Annotated in this window: 21 protein-coding genes and 3 pseudogenes; 16 read left to right on the top strand and 8 right to left on the bottom strand. The window is 36.4% G+C overall.

The window, feature by feature from the left end; all coding sequences use genetic code 11:
- The first annotated feature begins 189 nt into the window (after positions 1 to 189).
- Genes CQZ94_RS00845 through CQZ94_RS00815 form a run of 7 tightly spaced genes read left to right on the top strand, consistent with a single transcriptional unit; the run spans position 190 to position 5672 of the window.
- The gene (locus tag CQZ94_RS00845) at positions 190 to 984 is read left to right on the top strand and encodes a formate channel (protein ID WP_142395714.1); all 795 of its coding nucleotides are present in this window, start codon (positions 190 to 192) and stop codon (positions 982 to 984) included.
- A gap of 42 nt (positions 985 to 1026) precedes the next feature.
- Entirely contained in the window at positions 1027 to 2043 is a 1017-nt protein-coding gene (locus CQZ94_RS00840; RefSeq protein WP_105583917.1) for a molybdopterin-synthase adenylyltransferase MoeB, read from the top strand.
- Positions 2044 to 2062: 19 nt separating this feature from the next.
- Positions 2063 to 3376 carry a molybdopterin molybdotransferase MoeA gene (locus CQZ94_RS00835; protein ID WP_105584309.1) on the top strand — a complete coding sequence of 438 codons (1314 nt, stop codon included), beginning with the start codon at positions 2063 to 2065 and terminating at the stop codon, positions 3374 to 3376.
- Positions 3357 to 3821 carry a molybdenum cofactor biosynthesis protein MoaE gene (locus CQZ94_RS00830; RefSeq protein WP_105583916.1) on the top strand — a complete coding sequence of 155 codons (465 nt, stop codon included), beginning with the start codon at positions 3357 to 3359 and terminating at the stop codon, positions 3819 to 3821. Before CQZ94_RS00835 ends, CQZ94_RS00830 begins: the two co-directional genes overlap by 20 nt.
- Positions 3822 to 3825: 4 nt before the next feature.
- A complete protein-coding gene (moaD, locus tag CQZ94_RS00825; RefSeq protein ID WP_105583915.1) occupies positions 3826 to 4062 on the top strand; it encodes a molybdopterin converting factor subunit 1 in 237 nt (78 codons plus the stop codon).
- A gap of 48 nt (positions 4063 to 4110) precedes the next feature.
- Positions 4111 to 4599: a cyclic pyranopterin monophosphate synthase MoaC gene (gene moaC / locus CQZ94_RS00820; RefSeq protein ID WP_105583914.1), complete on the top strand. Its 489-nt coding sequence runs from the start codon at positions 4111 to 4113 to the stop codon at positions 4597 to 4599.
- Positions 4600 to 4604: 5 nt separating this feature from the next.
- Positions 4605 to 5672 carry a P-loop NTPase gene (locus CQZ94_RS00815; RefSeq protein ID WP_105584308.1) on the top strand — a complete coding sequence of 356 codons (1068 nt, stop codon included), beginning with the start codon at positions 4605 to 4607 and terminating at the stop codon, positions 5670 to 5672.
- Positions 5673 to 5763: 91 nt separating this feature from the next.
- Here the strand turns inward: CQZ94_RS00815 and CQZ94_RS00810 are convergent.
- Both CQZ94_RS00810 and CQZ94_RS00805 read right to left on the bottom strand, forming a co-directional pair.
- Positions 5764 to 6565: pseudogene (locus CQZ94_RS00810) on the bottom strand (flagellin N-terminal helical domain-containing protein).
- A gap of 405 nt (positions 6566 to 6970) precedes the next feature.
- Entirely contained in the window at positions 6971 to 8113 is a 1143-nt protein-coding gene (locus tag CQZ94_RS00805) for a flagellin N-terminal helical domain-containing protein (RefSeq protein ID WP_105583913.1), read from the bottom strand.
- Positions 8114 to 8272: 159 nt separating this feature from the next.
- Here CQZ94_RS00805 and CQZ94_RS00800 point away from each other — a divergent pair.
- From CQZ94_RS00800 to CQZ94_RS00780, 5 genes and pseudogenes are all read left to right on the top strand, one after another.
- Positions 8273 to 9250 (top strand): annotated as a pseudogene (locus CQZ94_RS00800) (LLM class flavin-dependent oxidoreductase); the annotation flags it as partial.
- A 167-nt stretch (positions 9251 to 9417) separates the two neighbouring features.
- Positions 9418 to 9525 (top strand): annotated as a pseudogene (locus tag CQZ94_RS00795) (TrmB family transcriptional regulator); the annotation flags it as partial.
- A 13-nt stretch (positions 9526 to 9538) separates the two neighbouring features.
- Entirely contained in the window at positions 9539 to 10243 is a 705-nt protein-coding gene (locus tag CQZ94_RS00790; RefSeq protein WP_374954543.1) for an AzlC family ABC transporter permease, read from the top strand.
- Positions 10234 to 10545, top strand: a complete 312-nt coding sequence (locus CQZ94_RS00785) for an AzlD domain-containing protein (protein ID WP_105583911.1) — start codon at positions 10234 to 10236, stop codon at positions 10543 to 10545. The genes CQZ94_RS00790 and CQZ94_RS00785 overlap by 10 nt, the downstream gene beginning before the upstream one ends.
- Before the next feature lie 62 nt (positions 10546 to 10607).
- Entirely contained in the window at positions 10608 to 10778 is a 171-nt protein-coding gene (locus CQZ94_RS00780) for a DUF3951 domain-containing protein (RefSeq protein WP_105583910.1), read from the top strand.
- Between the two features lie 25 nt (positions 10779 to 10803).
- Here the strand turns inward: CQZ94_RS00780 and CQZ94_RS00775 are convergent, their stop codons facing one another.
- The 5 genes from CQZ94_RS00775 to CQZ94_RS00755 form a co-directional block, all read right to left on the bottom strand.
- Entirely contained in the window at positions 10804 to 11163 is a 360-nt protein-coding gene (locus CQZ94_RS00775; protein WP_105583909.1) for a hypothetical protein, read from the bottom strand.
- An 11-nt stretch (positions 11164 to 11174) separates the two neighbouring features.
- Positions 11175 to 11783, bottom strand: a complete 609-nt coding sequence (locus CQZ94_RS00770; RefSeq protein WP_105583908.1) for a dienelactone hydrolase family protein — start codon at positions 11781 to 11783, stop codon at positions 11175 to 11177.
- 2 nt (positions 11784 to 11785) lie between these two features.
- Complete coding sequence (locus CQZ94_RS00765) at positions 11786 to 12121, bottom strand: antibiotic biosynthesis monooxygenase family protein (RefSeq protein ID WP_105583907.1); 336 nt, start codon at positions 12119 to 12121, stop codon at positions 11786 to 11788.
- 140 nt (positions 12122 to 12261) lie between these two features.
- Positions 12262 to 12441 (bottom strand): H-type small acid-soluble spore protein, encoded by a 180-nt coding sequence (locus tag CQZ94_RS00760; protein WP_001025736.1) that lies wholly within the window; start codon positions 12439 to 12441, stop codon positions 12262 to 12264.
- A gap of 66 nt (positions 12442 to 12507) precedes the next feature.
- Positions 12508 to 13722, bottom strand: a complete 1215-nt coding sequence (locus tag CQZ94_RS00755; RefSeq protein WP_105583906.1) for a transcriptional regulator — start codon at positions 13720 to 13722, stop codon at positions 12508 to 12510.
- A gap of 117 nt (positions 13723 to 13839) precedes the next feature.
- On the opposite strand from CQZ94_RS00755, the gene CQZ94_RS00750 reads away from it, so the two are divergent.
- Positions 13840 to 15108, top strand: a complete 1269-nt coding sequence (locus CQZ94_RS00750) for an MFS transporter (protein ID WP_105583905.1) — start codon at positions 13840 to 13842, stop codon at positions 15106 to 15108.
- 112 nt (positions 15109 to 15220) lie between these two features.
- Entirely contained in the window at positions 15221 to 15745 is a 525-nt protein-coding gene (locus tag CQZ94_RS00745) for a COG3014 family protein (RefSeq protein WP_142395713.1), read from the top strand.
- Positions 15746 to 15785: 40 nt separating this feature from the next.
- Here CQZ94_RS00745 and CQZ94_RS00740 read toward each other — a convergent pair whose 3' ends face one another.
- Entirely contained in the window at positions 15786 to 16679 is an 894-nt protein-coding gene (locus tag CQZ94_RS00740; RefSeq protein ID WP_105583903.1) for a LysR family transcriptional regulator, read from the bottom strand.
- A gap of 161 nt (positions 16680 to 16840) precedes the next feature.
- On the opposite strand from CQZ94_RS00740, the gene CQZ94_RS00735 reads away from it, so the two are divergent.
- Positions 16841 to 17833 (top strand): ABC transporter ATP-binding protein, encoded by a 993-nt coding sequence (locus CQZ94_RS00735; protein ID WP_105583902.1) that lies wholly within the window; start codon positions 16841 to 16843, stop codon positions 17831 to 17833.
- Positions 17811 to 18836 (top strand): ABC transporter substrate-binding protein, encoded by a 1026-nt coding sequence (locus tag CQZ94_RS00730; protein WP_105583901.1) that lies wholly within the window; start codon positions 17811 to 17813, stop codon positions 18834 to 18836. Before CQZ94_RS00735 ends, CQZ94_RS00730 begins: the two co-directional genes overlap by 23 nt.
- Positions 18837 to 18840 lie beyond the last annotated feature (4 nt).

Raw genomic sequence — 18840 nt, 5'->3', positions numbered from 1 at the left:
AGACTCTCTTTGTTAAAGTAAATAATGGGAAATGTGCAAGTTTTGTACACTTTCTATGAGTATAGTAAAAATGATGATTGATATTTCTGTAAGAGATATGCAGAGAGATTAAGCAGCATTCAAAAATCCTTACGATGTTAAGGTTTTTTGAAGCTGCTTTTTTTGATTAGAAAAATGGAGGAATCGATTATGGCATTTCATAAACCGGAACAAATCGCGGCACTTGTGATTGAATCCGGTGTTCAAAAGGTAAGGCAACCGCTATCCGCGATGCTTATTCTTGGCTTTTTAGGAGGAGCATTCATTTCGTTAGGATTTTTACTTAATATTCGTGTTCTAGGTAATGTACCGGAGCAATGGGGAAGTTTAGTCAATTTTATAGGAGGAGCAGTTTTTCCTATCGGACTTATGCTTGTTGTTTTAGCAGGAGGAGAATTAATTACGGGAAATATGATGTCAATGGCCATGGCACTTTATGCACGGAAAATTTCATTGAAACATGTGTTACACAATTGGGCGTGGGTCACTTTAACTAATTTCGCAGGTGCACTTTTCGTAGCGTATTGTTTCGGTCATCTTGGCGGGCTTACTGAGGGAGCGTATTTAAATAAAACGATAGCGATAGCTCAAGATAAGTTACATGAATCTTTCGGAAGAACGTTAATTTTGGCAATTGGTTGTAACTGGCTCGTTTGCCTTGCGATTTGGTTAGCTTATGGAACGAACGATTTGATCGGAAAGATTGTTGGAATTTGGATTCCGATTATGGCGTTTGTCGTAATTGGATTTCAGCAAGTAGTAGCAAATATGTTTGTCATTTCAGCCGTTATCTTTGCGGGGCATCTTACGTGGATGGATCTTGCGAAAAACTTTGTGCCTGTCTTTATCGGAAATGTAATTGGCGGAGCGGGATTTGTTGGATTCGCTTATTTTTCTTGTTATCAGAAACAAAGTGCTATCGAGAAAGATGTATTGAAAAAATAATCGAATAGGAAGCACATTTTCAAATGAAAGGAAGGCTATCTCATGATAGAGCGATATTCACGGCAACAGTTGTTCACTCCTATTGGAAGAGAAGGACAAGAGAAGATTAGAAATAAGCATGTGCTGATAGTGGGGGCAGGTGCATTAGGAAGTGCAAGTGCCGAAAGCTTTGTACGTGCTGGTATCGGGAAATTAACGATTATTGATCGTGATTACGTAGAATGGAGTAATTTACAGCGGCAACAACTATACGCTGAACGAGATGCGATAGAAAAGTTACCAAAAGCAATTGCAGCACAGGATCGGTTAAAACAAATTAATTCAGAAGTACAAATTCAAGCTCTTGTGATGGATGCAAGAGTGGATAATATGGAAGCTTTATTAGAAGATGTCGATGTCATCATTGATGCAACAGACAATTTTGATATTCGATTCGTAATCAATGACTTATCACAAAAATATAACATTCCTTGGATTTACGGTTCTTGTGTCGGAGGTTATGGCATGAGCTATACAATTATTCCGAAGAAAACACCGTGCTTACATTGTGTGTTGAAAAGTGTTCCTGTTACAGGAGCGACATGTGACACAGTTGGAATCATTAGTCCAGCTGTTCAAATCGTCGCTGCCTATCAAGTAGCAGAAGCATTCAAAATTTTAGTAGAAGATTACGCAGCAATTAGAAAAACTTTTTTAATGTTTGATATATGGAGTAATCAACATCACTCAATCAAACTAGGAAAAATAAAAACGGAAAACTGTCCTTCGTGCGGAACAAATAGAACTTATCCTTATTTATCTTACGAAAACCAAACGAAGACAGCTGTTTTATGCGGAAGAAATACAGTTCAAATTAGACCGGCGCATAATAGTCATTACAACTTTGACGATTTAGAAAAAGTATTAAAAAAACACGGAAAAATAGAGCGGAATCCATATTTGCTGTCTTGCCAATTAGAAGATTACCGCATCGTCATTTTTCAAGATGGTCGTGTATTTATTCACGGAACGAATGAAGTTCAAAAAGCGAAACAACTATATTATCGGTTATTAGGCTAATAGAAAGGGATTGGTAATGATGGAAAGAAGAGTGCCGATTACAGTTGAAGAGGCTGTCTGTAAAGTAATGGGATTTGCTAATTGTGGTGTAAAAGAACTAGTACCACTTGAATTAGCATACGGGCGTACATTAGCAGAAGATTTAGTAGCAGATCACGATGTCCCTTCCTTTGATCGCTCGCCATATGATGGATTCGCTATTAGGGCAGAAGATACGATATGGGCAAGTCATGAGAATCCAATTGTATTTGAAGTAATCGGTGAAATTGGAGCAGGTTCCGTATTCTCTAAAGAAGTAGGAGCGTTTCAAACAGTTCGAATTATGACAGGGGCACAAATTCCGAAAGGATGTAACGCGGTCGTCATGCTAGAACTGACTCGTCATCGTCAATACGAGAATATCGGAAAAAGCTATATGGAAGTGAAACGCTCATTTAAAGAAGGGGACAATATATCCTTTCAAGGTGAAGATGCACGTAAAGGAACCGTTCTCGCAAAAAGGGGTTGTTGCATTAATCCAGGTATTTTGGCTCTTCTTGCTACATTCGGTTACAGTGAAGTGCCAGTTGCGAAAAAGCCTGTAATCGGACTATTGGCGACAGGAAGTGAGCTTCTTCATGTTGATGAACTATTACAACCAGGGAAAATCCGAAATAGTAATACGTATATGATAGCGTCTCAAATTAGAAGAGCGGGTGGAAGAGTAAAATACTTCGGGAAGTTTAGCGACGATTTGAATACGTGCTACGAAGCAGTGAAAAAAGCGTTAAGTGAAGTGGATATGTTAATTACAACTGGTGGTGTTTCGGTCGGAGATTACGATTATTTGCCAGCGATATATGAAAAGTTAGGTGCATCAGTTCTCTTCAATAAAGTTGCAATGAGGCCAGGAAGTGTCACGACCGTAGCGCAATTAAAAGGAAAATTATTATTCGGATTATCAGGTAATCCTTCTGCTTGTTACGTAGGCTTTGAATTATTCGTAAAACCTAGCATTCGTACGTATATGTTTAGTGAAACACCACATGTGAAACGAGAAAAAGCAATACTTGGAGAAGATTTTCTAAAACCGAATCCATTTACAAGATTTGTACGAGCAAAGCTCCAGTATAACGAAGGCCAACTAGTCGCTTATCCATCAGGATTTGATAAATCTAGTTCCGTTTCTTCATTAGCAGAATCAAACATTTTTATCGTACTACTAGGCGGTACGAGAGGATATAAGAAAGGAATGCTTGTCGACATTCTTTTATTAGAAGATAACGAAGGTAGTGAATGGCCTTGGGCATTCCGAAAAGTAGGGAGAGGTTTTGATGGGACAAGCACGATTTGAAATTGTAGATACTCCGATTGTAGTTGAAGAAGTAACGAATAAAGTAGTAAGACGAGAAGCAGGAGCGATTACAGCTTTTATTGGAACGGTTAGAGAATTAACGAAAGGAAAACGAACGTTACATCTTGAGTATGAAGCATATAAACCGATGGCAGTAAAAAAGCTTACTGCAATTGGAGAAGAGATTAAGAAACAGTGGCCGGATGCAAAAATAGCAATCACGCACCGAGTAGGGCGATTAGAAATAATGGATATTGCCGTTGTCATTGCAGTATCGTCACCACATCGTAAAGTGGCATATGAAGCGAATGAATACGCAATTGAACGTATAAAGAAAATCGTCCCAATTTGGAAAAAAGAATTTTGGGAAGATGGGACGAAGTGGATTGGAGATCAACTTGAAAATACTCTATATCCAGAAGGAAAACCAAAGAAAGAAGAATGAGAGAATGATTACAATTTTACTGTTCGCAAATTTACGAGAAGAAGTCGGCTCAGAGAGGTTAGTAATAATAGAAAAACAAGAGATGAATGTTCAGCAATTAAAAAAATGGCTGGAAGATAAGTATCAATTACAGACGCTACATAAAGTTATGGTAGCGATTAACGAAGAATTTGTAACGGACGAAAATACTGTAAAGGCTGGAGATACCGTGGCGTTTATCCCGCCTGTAAGTGGAGGTTAATTCTTTCTATTTGAATATCTTATCTTTCATACGTTAGGGAGGATCATTATGAGTGAGTTTTCGCACTGGAACAAAGAGGGAAGAGCTAAAATGGTTGATATTTCTCAAAAGGATATTTCAACACGTACAGCTGTTGCGCAAAGTACAATTTCTTTATCAAATGAATTATTTGAGGCAATTCAAAGTGGCGGATTGAAAAAAGGTGACCCGCTCCAAGTGGCGCAAGTTGCCGGGATTATCGGTGCTAAAAAAACATCCGATATTATTCCGATGTGTCACCCGATATTAATACAAGGAACAGATTTTTCGTTCCATTATGAAAAGACAAGTGATGGGTATGAGTTAATCATAAGAGCAACAGTAACATGCAGTGGGAAAACAGGGGTAGAAATGGAAGCATTAACTGCCGTATCAATCGCAGCTCTTACTTTTTACGATATGTGTAAAGCTGTTGATAAAACGATGGTCATGAAAGAAACGTATTTAGTGCAAAAAACGGGTGGGAAAAGCGGAGACTTTTTTCATAAAGTGAAATGATTATAATGGAAGGAATGAGTTTTATGATTACTCACGAACAAATTATGAATGCTTTAAGCCATGTAGAAGATCCAGAGTTACACAAAAGTATTGTGGAATTAAACATGGTTAGAAATATAAAAATTGATGGTACAGAAGTTGGGCTAGAAGTAGTTTTAACGATACAAGGTTGTCCGTTAAAGGCGAAAATTCAACAAGATATTGAAGACTCACTTCGAAACATTGGGGCATCAAAAGTTTCTTTAACATTCGGCTCGATGACACCGGAAGAACGAGCAGCATTAACAGCCTCTTTAAAGAAAGAGGCTAGAACAGAAACAGGCATGCCTAGTATGCTGCGACCTGATTCAGGTGTACGTTTTATTACAGTAACGAGCGGCAAAGGAGGAGTCGGAAAATCAACTGTGACAATTAACCTTGCTACTGCGTTAGCGCGTATGGGTAAAAAGGTTGGGATTTTAGATGCAGATATATATGGGTTCAGTATTCCAGCAATGATGGAAACGAATGAAAAACCAACAATGATCGATCAAACGGCAATTCCAGTCGTAAGTCATGGTGTTAAAATTATGTCGATGGGATTCTTCACAGAAGGGAATAACCCAGTAATGTGGCGCGGACCAATGTTAAACAAATGGATTCAAAACTTCCTCGCGAACACGCACTGGGGAGAACTAGACTATCTTCTTCTTGACTTACCACCTGGAACAGGGGACGTTGCGATAGATGTTGCTGCGATGATTCCACAAGCGAAGGAAATTATCGTTACAACGCCTCATAATGTAGCTTCGTTTGTCGCATCTAGAGTAGGAGTAATGGCCAAACATACGAAACACGATATTTTAGGTATCGTTGAAAATATGGCATATTACGAAGAACAAGATGGTTCAAGAAACTATCTCTTCGGAAAAGGCGGTGGTGAAATGTTAGCAGAACAACTGCAAACAGAAGTGATCGCCCAAATACCGTTTGTAAAACGTGAAGAAAATAATGGTTCATGTGTGTATGATGAAGATTCGCTCGTTGGGGAGATTTTTACGTCTTTAGCGGAGGATATTATTTATAATGAATAAACTAGTGTAAAAGTAAAAGGGGAGATACATAAACGCTATGTATCTCCCTTTTACTTTTTTATGAATCATTCCAATAAATATGAAGGTATATTTACGATTGTAGTAGCTTAGAAACCATTTGCGGAATTTGATCCGCCTGTGAAACCATACTAAGTGCAACTTCAGTTAATAACTTAAACTTTAAAAAGATCGCTCATCTCTTGCGCCATATCCGCATCTTCAATTCGAGAAGCAGCATCTGTTAATGCCATGCTTTGGCTATTTAAGTTTTCTATATTAAATTGTAAACGATTGATCATAGAGCCGAGATCAGCACGATGAAGTGATACATTTTGCAAAGCTTCTTCAATTTTACGAATCGCTACTCTTGCTTCTTGCTCAGTTGAAATCTTTATGTCATGTTGTGTAGGGGAAGGGGAAATATGTTTCGTGATATCTACTGTATGACCGATATCATCTAACGTAACAGGACGGTTTTGACCGTCAAATATGGATAAATCGTTAAATTCAGTCGTCTCACCAATATAGCCAATTTGCTCTGTTAAAGATTGAAACTCTTTATTCAGTGAATCACGGTTTTTATTTGAATTTGTACCGTTCGCAGATTGAACAGCTAAATCACGCATGCGCTGCAAAATATTCGTAACAGTTTGAAGGGCAGCTTCTGCTGTACGAAGCATTGATATCGCATCTTCATTATTACGAATCGCAACACGCATACCGCTTGCCCTCGCATGCATACGAGTTACAATTGCAATGTTCGCCGGATTATCAGAAGCATCATTCAACTTCTTACCAGTCGCCAAATGCTCCATCGCAACATTCATACGTTTCTCATTCTCATACAACGACTGCCTAGCATTCATACTCAAAACATTCGTACTAATACGCATAATAGACACTCCTTATAGATTGATATAGAGTCGGTGTTCTAAAACTAATAAACGGCTACGAAAAGAAAAAGGGCTTATGCTCATTTCCTGTTTGTGTTTTAACATAGGAGGGGATTGAAATAGGCACTGACCACTTCTACACATCGCGGATGCTCTCTTCCACCTAAAAAAAGAAAGGTTTTACAAATAATTCATTTATCCCGCATTAACGGCGATAAGATTTCCGCCTGAAAACTAGGAAGAAGCAAAGAAGTTAGGCGGGAAATCAACCGTCCGTAAAAGCCCGATTGGTTCAACTAATAATCAGTGGGGTAAAGCTCCCACTGATTAAAGTTTCACTTTATATAGAAAAAACAAACCTCCCCGCAAGCAGAGAGGTTTATTCATGAAGCTAACTCAAATGGCTTATTGTAATAATTTAGAAACCATTTGTGGAGTTTGGTTTGCTTGAGAAAGCATGCTGATACCAGCTTCGTTCAAGATTTTGAACTTAGTCATTTCAGACATTTCTTTCGCCATGTCAGCGTCTTCGATTTGAGAAGCAGCTGAAGCCATGCTTGATTGTTGGCTCTTAAGGTTATTTACGTTAAAGTCAAGACGGTTTAATGTAGCACCAAGTTCAGCACGGTTGTTTGCAATCATTTCAAGAGCACTATCAATAGCAGTTGCTGCTTGTAATGAAGCTGGTTTGTCTGCACCGCCAGCTGCTGGAGCTGCCGTTGTTGTTTTCGGAGTAAGGTCCTTAATTTTATTTGTAATTGTAGAAACGTCGTCGCCTGTATTAAAGTTATCTAATAAATCTGTTAGCTCTTGTACAGAAGCCCCAGTATATCCTGATTTATTAGTATTCCATTTGTCTTTAAATGTATCGACAGCAGTTTTAATTCCATCGTCATCACCAGTAGCGGCAACTAGCGCTTCGTTTAATTTTGTAATTGCCTCTTTTACGTTTGTAACTTCAGGAGAATCAGTAACAGGCGGTTTAACTTCTGCATCTCCACCGATATTTAATTGGTCAATTCCTAGAGCTTTACTTGTAGCACTTCCTAGTTTAATGCCCAGTTGTTTATCTGCGTCATCAGAATCTAAAGTTTGGATTTTAATCACAGTATCGCCCGTTTGTGTGTCTTCAACGCCATTTAATAGAGCTTTATCATTAAACTGAGTATTCTTTGCGATGTAATCAATTTGCCCTTTTAACGCAGAGAATTCTTTGTTTAAAGCATTTTGGTTTTCTTTTGTATTTGTACCAGTTGCAGATTGGTTGGCGATATCACGCATACGAAGTAAGATGTTAGATACAGAGTTTAAAGCTGAGTCAGCTGTACGGATTAAAGACATACCGTTTTGCGTGTTGTCAGCTGCAACACCTAATCCGCTTTCACGAGCACGCATGCGAGTTGCGATAGCAAGACCTGCTGCATCGTCAGAAGCGTTATTGATACGTTTACCGCTTGATAAACGGTCCATAGCGTTGCTCATTTTTGCTTGGTTTTGGCGCATGTATTCTTGCGTACACATGCTATTAATGTTTGTATTGATTCTCATGTGAAGAACCCCCATTTTTTTATATTGATTTTTCTGAAAATTGAAAAACGGTAATATACGAAAAAATAGATTTAGAATTTATTGTAAGTCTTGCTATATCAAGTTTCAACTGAAAATTTGAATTAATAAATATAAAAAAATAACAGTTTAACAATTTAGAGGCAACTACAATCTTTAAACTGGATTAGTAACGGCCGAGTAGGATGGAACATTGTCACATCAATTGATGGTGCTGAAAACTTTGGTGAGGCAGGGATGCCACCATCTGAGGAACGATACGCGAAAGCGGCAGAATGTACAGAATTAGTAAGAAAACTTTGGAGGAGTCATCCTTATGAAGTTTTGAAAGTAGATAACGCAGACGTAATTAGAGAGATGGTACAGCCAATTGAGCATCGTGGTGAGCATTTTGAGGTGAAAGGTCCACTTAATGTCCCTCAGCATATTTCTGGAGAAATGCCATTATTTCAAGCTGGTGCTTCAGAGTCTGGTCGGAATTTCGCTGCTTCTGTTGCTGATGCGATTTTTGCCGCAACGCCAGATGTAGAGGCAGGAATTGAACTGCGTCAAGATTTAAGAAGAAGAGCAGAGAAACATGACCGAAAGCCAGATGAGATACGTGTATTGCCGGGTTTATATTTCTTTATTGGTGATACATATGAAGGAGCGTTAGAAATGCACAGGCAAGCTCATCAACATCTCACAAAAGAGAAGAGGTATCTTGGACTAGACGTTAGAGGGATTCCATTAGAGAGTAAGATCACAGAAGATATGCTGCCGAGTAGAAGTCAAGCTGTACGTAGTAAAACGCATGCCGAATTATTACGGAATTTCATCATTAAAAATGAACCAACTGTTGAGCAAATACTAGAACGACCAGAAGTTGTTGGTTCTGCTCATTGGGTCGCTATTGGCACACCACAAGACGTTTTTAAGAAAATTATGGAAAGATTTGAAGCGGGGGCACTAGATGGATTCATTGTAATTCCAGGCGGACCTCCTAAATCATTGGAGCTATTCTTTAGTGAAGTGATTCCTTTATTCGTAAGAGCAGGTGTATTTAGAGAAGAGTATACAGGTTCAACCTTACGTGAGCATTTGGAGAGTAATATATCAAATTCTTTGCAGTTAAAATAATTAGGACATTATACACAAAAAGCCTTTCAAAAGAAGGCTTTTTTATTTCGGTTTAAAAATTCAGAATAATCAGTTGGCTATAAGGGGCTTCTTTTCTATATTAGTAGGTATAACAATAACTACTATCGGAAAATGGAATTAGAGCTATATAGATTGTGAGGGATTACTTTGGTACTGATAAGTTAGATACGTTATGGCGAGAAAATATAGATTTAGTTCATGTCGTAACAGGAAAACGTAGTATGGAAGAAATGGAGGGAGAGAAAGGTGAATAAAGCTCAGGCACATATGACATTGCAGAGCGATGATACATTTCAACAAGGTGTAAAGGATTGTTTACCAACTGTATTTGGATATTTGAGCATCGGTATAGCGGCTGGTGTAATTGCGAAAACAGCTGGTTTCTCCATCATTGAAATTGCTTTTATGTCCACTTTAATTTATGCAGGTTCTGCTCAATTTATATTAGCAGGTATGTATGCTGCCGGTGCTCCGGCTTCAGCAATTATTTTTACCGTATTTTTTGTTAATCTACGGCACCTTTTAATGAGCGCTGCGCTCGCGCCCTACTTCACGAAAATTCCTCTATTTAAAAACTTAATCATCGGTTCGCAAATTACAGATGAAACTTTCGGCGTTGCAGTGCAGCACGCAGCGCAAAAAGGATATTTAGGCGAAAGATGGATGATCGGGTTAAATGTAACCGCCTATTTAAATTGGATTATTGTTACAATTATTGGCGGGCTATTTGGTGAGTGGATACCAGATCCTCATACGTACGGGATGGATTATGCATTACCAGCGATGTTTATCGGATTATTTGTTCTTCAGCTAATAAGTAGTAAACCGAAACTAGCAATTCATCTAAGTGTTGCAATTGTAGCGATTATTATCGCATACGTTTCACACTTATTTATGCCAGATAGTATAGCAGTTATTATCGCAACATTACTAGCTGCGACGATTGGAGTGGTGATTGAAAAATGGAAATGAGATTAGACGTATTATTACTTTTACTAGCAGCAGGAGCTGTCACACTAATGCCGCGTATTTTACCTCTACTCGTATTTAGCAAACTACAAATTCCAGACTGGGGTTTAAAATGGTTAAATTACATACCAATTGCGATATTAGCTGCACTTTTAGCACAAGTATTATTTATGCATGAGACGATGCAGTGGGATTATCTTATCGCAGCAATCCCAACATTTCTTGTCGCAATATATACTCGTAGTTTATTAGGAACAGTATTAACAGGAGTCATTGTAATTATTTTGTTACGTTTATTTTTCTAAAAAGGATTCAGCTCATATAATAGCGAAAGGTGTAATAACATGAAATATATAGGGGTGGTGTTATGATACTTTTAACGATAGGCTCTATTTTATTAACGGTATTCATTTTCTTTATTATCGGTTTTATTACGTTTATGATGGTTGTTGATAAGGCGACACCTCAAATTTATTACACACCTTGTGAATCAGTAACAGTGAAATCTAAAGATAAAAATAGAAGGAAGAAAAGTTGATGTTGGGCTTTTCTTTCTTCTATTTTTACATTCCTGAAAGAACTAACAACAATAATCCAAATAAAAAACTAATGAAAGAAAGAAAACCGGTAGATATGGAAAAAATACGATTGTTTTTCCATTCGCGTACGAAAACGATAAAGCCTAAAACGCAAAGGAAAAACCAAATAGGTAGAAATATAAATCGACTAACTTTCTCAGGTAGTAATGAATAAAAATTTGTTAAATATAATATCCAATTCGCAAAAAATAGAGCACATACGATGAATGATTGTAAGTAGGGACGGTTGAAAACTCTCCTTTTTTTAACGGTTATAAAAAGGAGAGTTAGCGCTGATATAAAGGCAATGATTATGAAAATAAGTAAGAGTAATGTAAGTGACATTTGGACCTCCTTTACAATATTATTTTCATAAGAAACGAATCTATTATGTTGTATACTTGCTTTGCAGATTGCTCGTTATATTTTTCAGAGTACGGATTTAGAAATCCATGTTCACCATAAAGTTGCTTTATTTCTACTAAAGAGTTATTTTGTTGCTGTAATGTTTGCATGAAGGAGGATACTGAAAAATTAGTTTCTTTTTCAGGGAAAATAAGTAATGTTGCACACGAAGGTTTCATGTGAACATAGTCGCGTATACGGGAACCGTAACATCCAATGATAAAATCTAGTTTTGGATTGTTACTACATAGCCATGAGATGGTAGATCCAACGCTAAAGCCGATAAGCCCTATATGTGTGTAACTGCTGGAAAGGCTAGTGATGAGTTCTTCAATTTGCTCTTTTCCATAATTAAATCCAATATGATTCATAAAATGCTGATATGCTTTTTCTTCATCACTATAATGAAATGCACTTTGTGATTGTAGAAGGTTAGGGCAGAATACATCTATATGAGATGAAGTGAAGTGAAGTGAAGTGAAGTGGTCAATAACATGATGCATATGATCGTTCACACCGTATATTTCGTGAACAACAACGAGAGCTATTTTTTTCTTCATAGTTACAAAATCTCTCTCTGAAACTTATATTCTTTCTCTACAAGGCAAATTCGTAGATGAAAGTTTTCATACCATTGTTCGCGTCCTCTTTTTTTCGCTTCAATATGTAAAGCGTTCATTTTCCAGTTTTCAATTGCTTCAAGTGATTCCCAATAAGAAATTGTAATTCCGAGTCCCGAATTATCACGTGAGCTTTCTACACCTAGAAATCCAGGTTGCTGTTTCGCAAGGTCCTCCATTTTTTCGGCAACGTTACTATAATCTGTTGTATCATTTGATAGGTTAGAAGTAAAGATAACGGCATAATAAGGACTAGTTTTTTGTGGCGTATTCCCCATACATTTTCCCCCTTTAAAATCAGTTCATTGTTTGATTTTAGCACGTAATAAAAAGAAAAATAGAGGTTAGAAGAAATATATACATATTAAGTAATCCAAAACAAGAAAAATGCCACTTCAGAAAATTGAAGTGGCATTGCTTATATTTCCTCTAAGCTATTAACTGGAACTGTTAATTCGCGTTTTGGATTTGTTACTTCATATATGCGGGCGGTTTCGTTGCTTTCGTCAACGTGTTGAATCATAACAGGCATGCCTTGGAAACTGACATTGGCTTCTTCAGATGACTCGGAAAGCTCTTTTGCGCGTTGTATATTCATTTATATTCCTCCCATCATTATTATCTTTGCAAAAAAAGAGGAATAATATACCATTTAGAGACATTTTTAAAGTTTTTGTATTATTTGTAATGTTTCTTTAATAAAAGAAGAAAAGATGGAATCCGGATAGGATTGTATCTTTTGAGCGGCTTCTGTAACTTCCTCAAGAGCTCTTTTTTTATCGTTAAGTTTTACATAACAAAGGGCACGATATGCACCAGCTGTTGTAAGCCACGCTTGATCAAGTGGATGGTTCATATAATCTGGCATGATACCACGTTGCAATGTTTTTAAAGCCTCCTCGTAACGTTTTAATCCGTATAAAGCTTTTCCTTTTTCAAGATAATACAATCCGTCGTCTTGAAAAATTGGCTCATCTTTTAGTTTCTCTCGAAATTGCTCTAGATGTACTAATGCAATTGTATATTCATTAGTAATTGTGTTGTAGTAATAAGCTTTTAAAAGATCAACAATCGCAGCCGATAAAGTATCTTCTGTAAAAATGGCAAATTGCTCAGATTTCTTTATGTAGTGTAAATATTGTTCTTTATCAGCAGTGATGACTTTTTGGTAAGACAAAATACGGTAAAATTCATCTGTTTTATAATAGACTTGATGTTTTTTTGAAAATGCAAGTGCATCTAAAATGACTCTTTCACACTGTTCATAATCACCACATGCAAGAAAAATAATTGCTTCATATAAACATAACTCGATATGTATAATGAGATCCATTTCCAAATGTTTCTCTTCATAGTCATTTCGGATACTAGCTATAAGTTGTAAACATTCAGCATATTTTTTACGTGTGAATATCGTAAAGGATAATTTTAATTTTGTTTCCGTACTGTCCCGGTATAACGTATATTTTTCAAAAATAGAAGTAGCCTTTTCAACGTAATATTCAATATTGTAATCTTTCATAATCGCCGCAGCTGTTACAAATTGTTTATATAAACGAGCGGTATTTAAAGTGGGAGGTAGCTCTTTTTGAACGATAGGCAGTAAAGTGTTATATACTTCATCACATTTATTTGCCTTTATTAGTTGTTCCATTTGTTGAATGAGTTCTACAATTTCTACATCATCTTCTTCTAGTAAAAAACTCGTTTCGCATCCAAGTTTTTCAGCGATATATTGTAATGTTTTCATGGAAGGTGTAGCTTTTCCATTTTCAATTTGACTTAGCATACTTTTTGTCAGTTCTGAACCTGCTAGCTCAGTTTGAGTAAGCTTTTTTTCTTTTCGTAACGTTTTAATTTTTTCACCGAGAGTAGCCATCACATGCTCCTTTATAATTAAAAAGTTAAATACAATTAAACTTTTTGTTGTAAAAATCGGAAAATTGATTATATAATAAGTTTAACACAATTTAACTTTTAAGGGGAGAGTGTCATAATGGGGGATGTAAGTATAGGTCAAAATGATTCGAAAATGAAGATTGCAATGAGAAATATTATTTTAATGATGATTGGAAAAATGACGTCTTTGTTAGGGGCGGGTATTTATACGTTTGCAATGGGGTTATACGTATTAAAGACAACTGGTTCCGGGATGGGATTTGCAACTACTCTTATTTGCGGATCAATACCAAGAATGATCTGTGGACCAATTGCAGGTGCTGTAGCTGACCGTGTGAACCGAAGATGGCTTGTCATTGGCACAGATTTATTAAGTAGTTTAACGATGCTTATTATGTTTATTCTTACTACTATATTTGGACCATCACTTCTGTTTATTTATGTTTCAGCAGCATTATTATCAATTTGTGCAAGTTTTTATTCTGTTGCATTAACTTCGTCTATTCCTAATTTAGTAGATGAGGAGCGTATTCAAAAAGCGAGTGCTTTGAACCAGACGGCAGCATCTTTATCGAATATTTTAGCACCAATTATTGGTGGAGTTGTATTTGGTTTCTTTTCAATTAAATCCTTTTTCCTGCTAAATAGCATTACATTCTTTTTAGCGGTTATTGTACAATTATTTATCGTATTTGATTTATATAAAAAAGAAATGGCTGAAAGTAAAGAGCATTTCTTGAAGAGTATAAAAGAAGGCTTTTCATATATAAAACGACAACATGAAATATATGGTTTAATGAAAATTGCAGTAGGGGTAAACTTTTTTGCGAGTGCACTTTTCGTTTCACTTCCATATATTATTATTCAAAATTTGCACTTATCCTCGAAGCAACTCGGAGTTGTAGAGGGAATGTTAGCAGTCGGGATGCTAATTGGTGCAATTGTTTTATCAGTACGTAAAGAAGTGAATAATCCGTTTCGCTCTGTTTATATTGGGCTGTTTTTATTTGCGGGCTTGAGTTTATGTACAGTCTTTCCATTGTTAGTTACCATTCCGAAAGTAGCAAGTTTTATTTACTATATCGCTTTTATGATGTTAACTGGTATATCAATGATGGTTGTAAATATCCCGATGCAAGTACATATGCAAAAGACGACAGATCCAAACTATTTAGGGCGTGTATTCGGCCTACTTGAAACAATTTCTACTGCAATCGCACCGCTTGGTATGATTGTATATGGATTATTATTAGATATGTTACCGACTAGCATTGTTATGATGACATTAGGCGGAGGGTTATTGTTAGTTGTTTTAGTTGGAGTAAAGAAGCATGTGGCGAAAAAGCAAGTGGATGTGTCTGCCTAAAAGAAAATTTGACTTAACGATAAAAAATGACTAAATTAGTATTTTAGTTTTTGAAACTCTTTTTCATGTATGTTACAGTAAAGTGAGCAGGCAAAGAAAAGGAGAAAACATCATGAAAAAATTAAGTTTTGTAATGCTTTTTCTGTTAGTCGTAATGACTGGATGTAGTAATTATGACACGTATATTGAAACAGGTATGCAATCATTGAAAAATGAAAAATATAGTGATGCGATTATGTGGTTTGAAAAAGCGGAAAAAGAAAAATCAGGAAATGAAGCGAAATCATATAAAGAAGTCGCTCAAATAATGGATCACGGTGCAACAGCATTAAAAGATGGTAAGTATTTAGAAACGAAAGACGATGCGAATGAAGTGTTGCAAAAGAAAAAGGACGATGCACTTGAAAAGGCTGTGAAATCAAATGCAGAAAATATGCTTCAAAAAGCAAAAGACGTTGAAGAGAAAGTAAATGAAAGAGTAGCGAAACGAAAAAAGGTAAATGAAGAAGGAATCGATAAATTAATTAAAGCTGTTGATAGTATAGATGATGTAAAAGAAAAAGAACAGAAAGTTTCAGAAGCATTAGATAAGGCCGAAGAGGCGCAAGCAAAAATTGAGGAAAAGAAAAATAAATAGAGTTATAGTTTAAAAGGCTGTCGTGTATAACGACAGCCTTTTAATTTTTGGCTGAAAAAGAAGTGATGCTATGTAGTAAAAAAGAAATGATTTTAGAATTCCACCTGTCCTCATGATGAATTGTATAAATATTACGCTGTAATTCAAATTCGGGAATTGGTATGTATAAGAGCTCATTTCGTTGTACTTCTTGTTCAATAGCAAGTTTAGAAATAAAGGCAACCCCATTACCATATTTTAAAATTTGTTTCATCATTTCTAATGAATCTAGTTCAATTTCAGATTGGAATGTAATGTTATGTGCTAACGTCCATTGTGTAAGTAAGTCTCTCGTTGTAGATGGGTTACGGTGCAATAATATACGTTCTTTTTCGATATCTTGTAATGATACATTTGCTCTTTTAGAAAAATGATGTTCTTTGGAAAAGGCCAGAACAAGTGTATCGGGTATTATATTCGTTTGTTTTAAAAGTGGTTCGTCAAATGGTGCGGCTGAAATAACTCCAAGATCAATTTCGTGATTTTGTAGCATCGTTCGAATTTCAGGAGCTGTTTTTACCATTAGTGTTATTTTTATATTTGGAAATTCGCACTGAAATTGGTGAACAACTTCTGGTAAAAGGTAAGTTGCTGGTACATAACTAGCGCCAATTGTTATAGCTCCTTTATTAAAATCTTTAAATTCTTGTGTCACCCGTCTAGCTTCTTTCATAAGTGCATCTATTTTACAAGCATAATGATGCAACGCCTCGCCAGCTTCTGTTAAGAAATATCTTCCGGAACGTAATTCAAATAAAGGCACACCGAGTTCCTCTTCTAAGCTTTTTATGTGAAATGTAATAGTAGGTTGTTTAACACCAAGTTTTTCTGCGACAATAGTAAGCTTTTTGTACTTCTTAATAAGCACTACAATTTCTAATTTTAAGAGATTCATGATAAGTTGACCCCTTTTTCTTCTAACTATAGAAAAAATCTATAGAAATAAATAGTTTATTAGAAGTTTTTTAATTTAATCTTTACAGTACATTAACATTCAGTATAAATCGTCCAGATAGAATGAAAGCAGGTTAAGAATGAGGGAAGAGAGGTGAAACGATGGATATTAAAATTCATGGATTAGAAAAGACATTTGGAAAAATGCAGGCGTTAAAACCGTTACAAATTGTAATGAAAAAAGGAGAGTTTACCACACTTTTAGGACCTTCGGGATGTGGGAAAACGACTTTGCTTAGAATGATTGCAGGACTTGAAGAACCGGATAAAGGAGAAATATATTTTGGAGATAAGTGCATGTATTCGTCTACAAAAAAGGTGAAAACATCTCCTCATGAACGGAATATCGGTATGGTATTTCAAGATTTTGCTTTATGGCCGCATATGACTGTATTTGAAAATGTTGCATTTGGTTTAAGGGCTACAAAGCAAACGAATCATTTACGAGAAAAGGCAGAAGATGCGATAAAGCGAGTTCGCCTGCAAGGTATGGAGAAAAGATATCCACACGAACTTTCTGGCGGACAGCAGCAACGTGTCGCATTTGCTAGAGCAATTGTAACAAAGCCTCATTTTATTTTGTTTGATGAACCGTTAAGTGCACTCGATGCAATTTTACGAGAAGAAATGCGCTTAGAGCTTATGGATATCGTTCATTCCATTGGTTTAACGGCATTGTATGTAACACACGATCAAACAGAAGCTATGTCAATGTCAGACCAAATTATTGTAATGAAACAAGGGGAAGTATTACAAAAAGGAACACCAGAAAATATTTATGTGAAACCGTCTCATGAATTTGTTGCAAAGTTTGTTGGTAAGGCAAATTGGCTTGTAGAGAATAAACAAATGATTCGTCCAGAGCACGTGAGCTGGACAAAAAATGAAGTGTGCGATACATATGCAGGTGAAATTCAGCACGTTATATATGTAGGAGAACGTTATGAAGTGAAAGTAAACATGGGGGCATTAGGTGTATGGACAGCTTATCACAATAGTAAGCTAAGCGTCGGTAAACCAGTATCGTTATATGTACCCAAAAAATGTATTCATCATATAGGGGGAGAATCGTATGAAGAAATTCAGTTCGCTTAAGTCTTTATTTGTATGTACTTTACTATTTTCTGCAGTAGTAACAGGGTGTAGTTCAAAGACAGGCAGTGCAGATGTAAAAAATAAAAACGCTAATGAAAAGAAAATTGTTGTATATAGTGCAGGACCAAAAGGATTAGCAGAAAAAATTCAAAAGGACTTTGAAAAGAAAACAGGTATAAAAGTGGAAATGTTTCAAGGAACAACAGGTAAGATTTTAGCGAGAATGGAAGCTGAAAAGAAAAATCCAGTCGTTGACGTTGTCGTACTCGCTTCATTACCAGCGATGGAAGGATTAAAGAACGATGGTAAAACGTTAGCTTATAAAGAAGCGAAACAAGCTGATAAGCTTCGTTCTGAATGGTCGGATGATAAAGGACATTATTTTGGATATAGCGCTTCAGCATTAGGAATTGTGTATAACACAAAAAATGTGAAGACAGCACCTGAAGATTGGAGCGATATAACAAAAGGAGAATGGAAAGGGAAAGTGAATCTTCCAGACCCAGCGCTTTCAGGTTCAGCTTTAGACTTTGTAACAGGATACGTGAAAAAGAATGGACAAGATGGATGGAATTTATTTGAACAACTTAAGAAAAATGAAGTTACAGTAGCGGGAGCAAACCAAGAAGCTTTAGATCCAGTAGTAACAGGTGCGAAAGATATGGTAATTGCGGGTGTTGATTATATGACGTACAGTGCAAAAGCAAAGGGCGAGCCGGTTGATATCGTATATCCAAAAAGCGGAACGGTTATTAGTCCGCGTGCAGCAGGTATTATGAAGGATAGTAAAAATGTAGAAGGTGCAAAACAGTTTATTGATTATTTATTATCAGATGATGTGCAAAAACAAGTTTCTAAAGCGTACTTATTGCCAGGTAGAAAAGATATAAAAGCTGAAAATAGACCGAATGTAGAAGAGATTCCGGTACTAAACGTTGATTGGAAAACAGTTGGGAAAGAACAGGATGAAGTAGGAAAACAATTTAAGAAAGTATTTCAATAAGATG

It is taken from the genome of Bacillus sp. MYb209, from assembly GCF_002975175.1.
In the GTDB taxonomy this organism is placed as follows: Bacteria; Bacillota; Bacilli; order Bacillales; family Bacillaceae_G; genus Bacillus_A.
The sequence above is the reverse complement of the archived record's forward strand: the minus strand, read 5'-3'. Positions and strand labels throughout refer to the sequence as shown.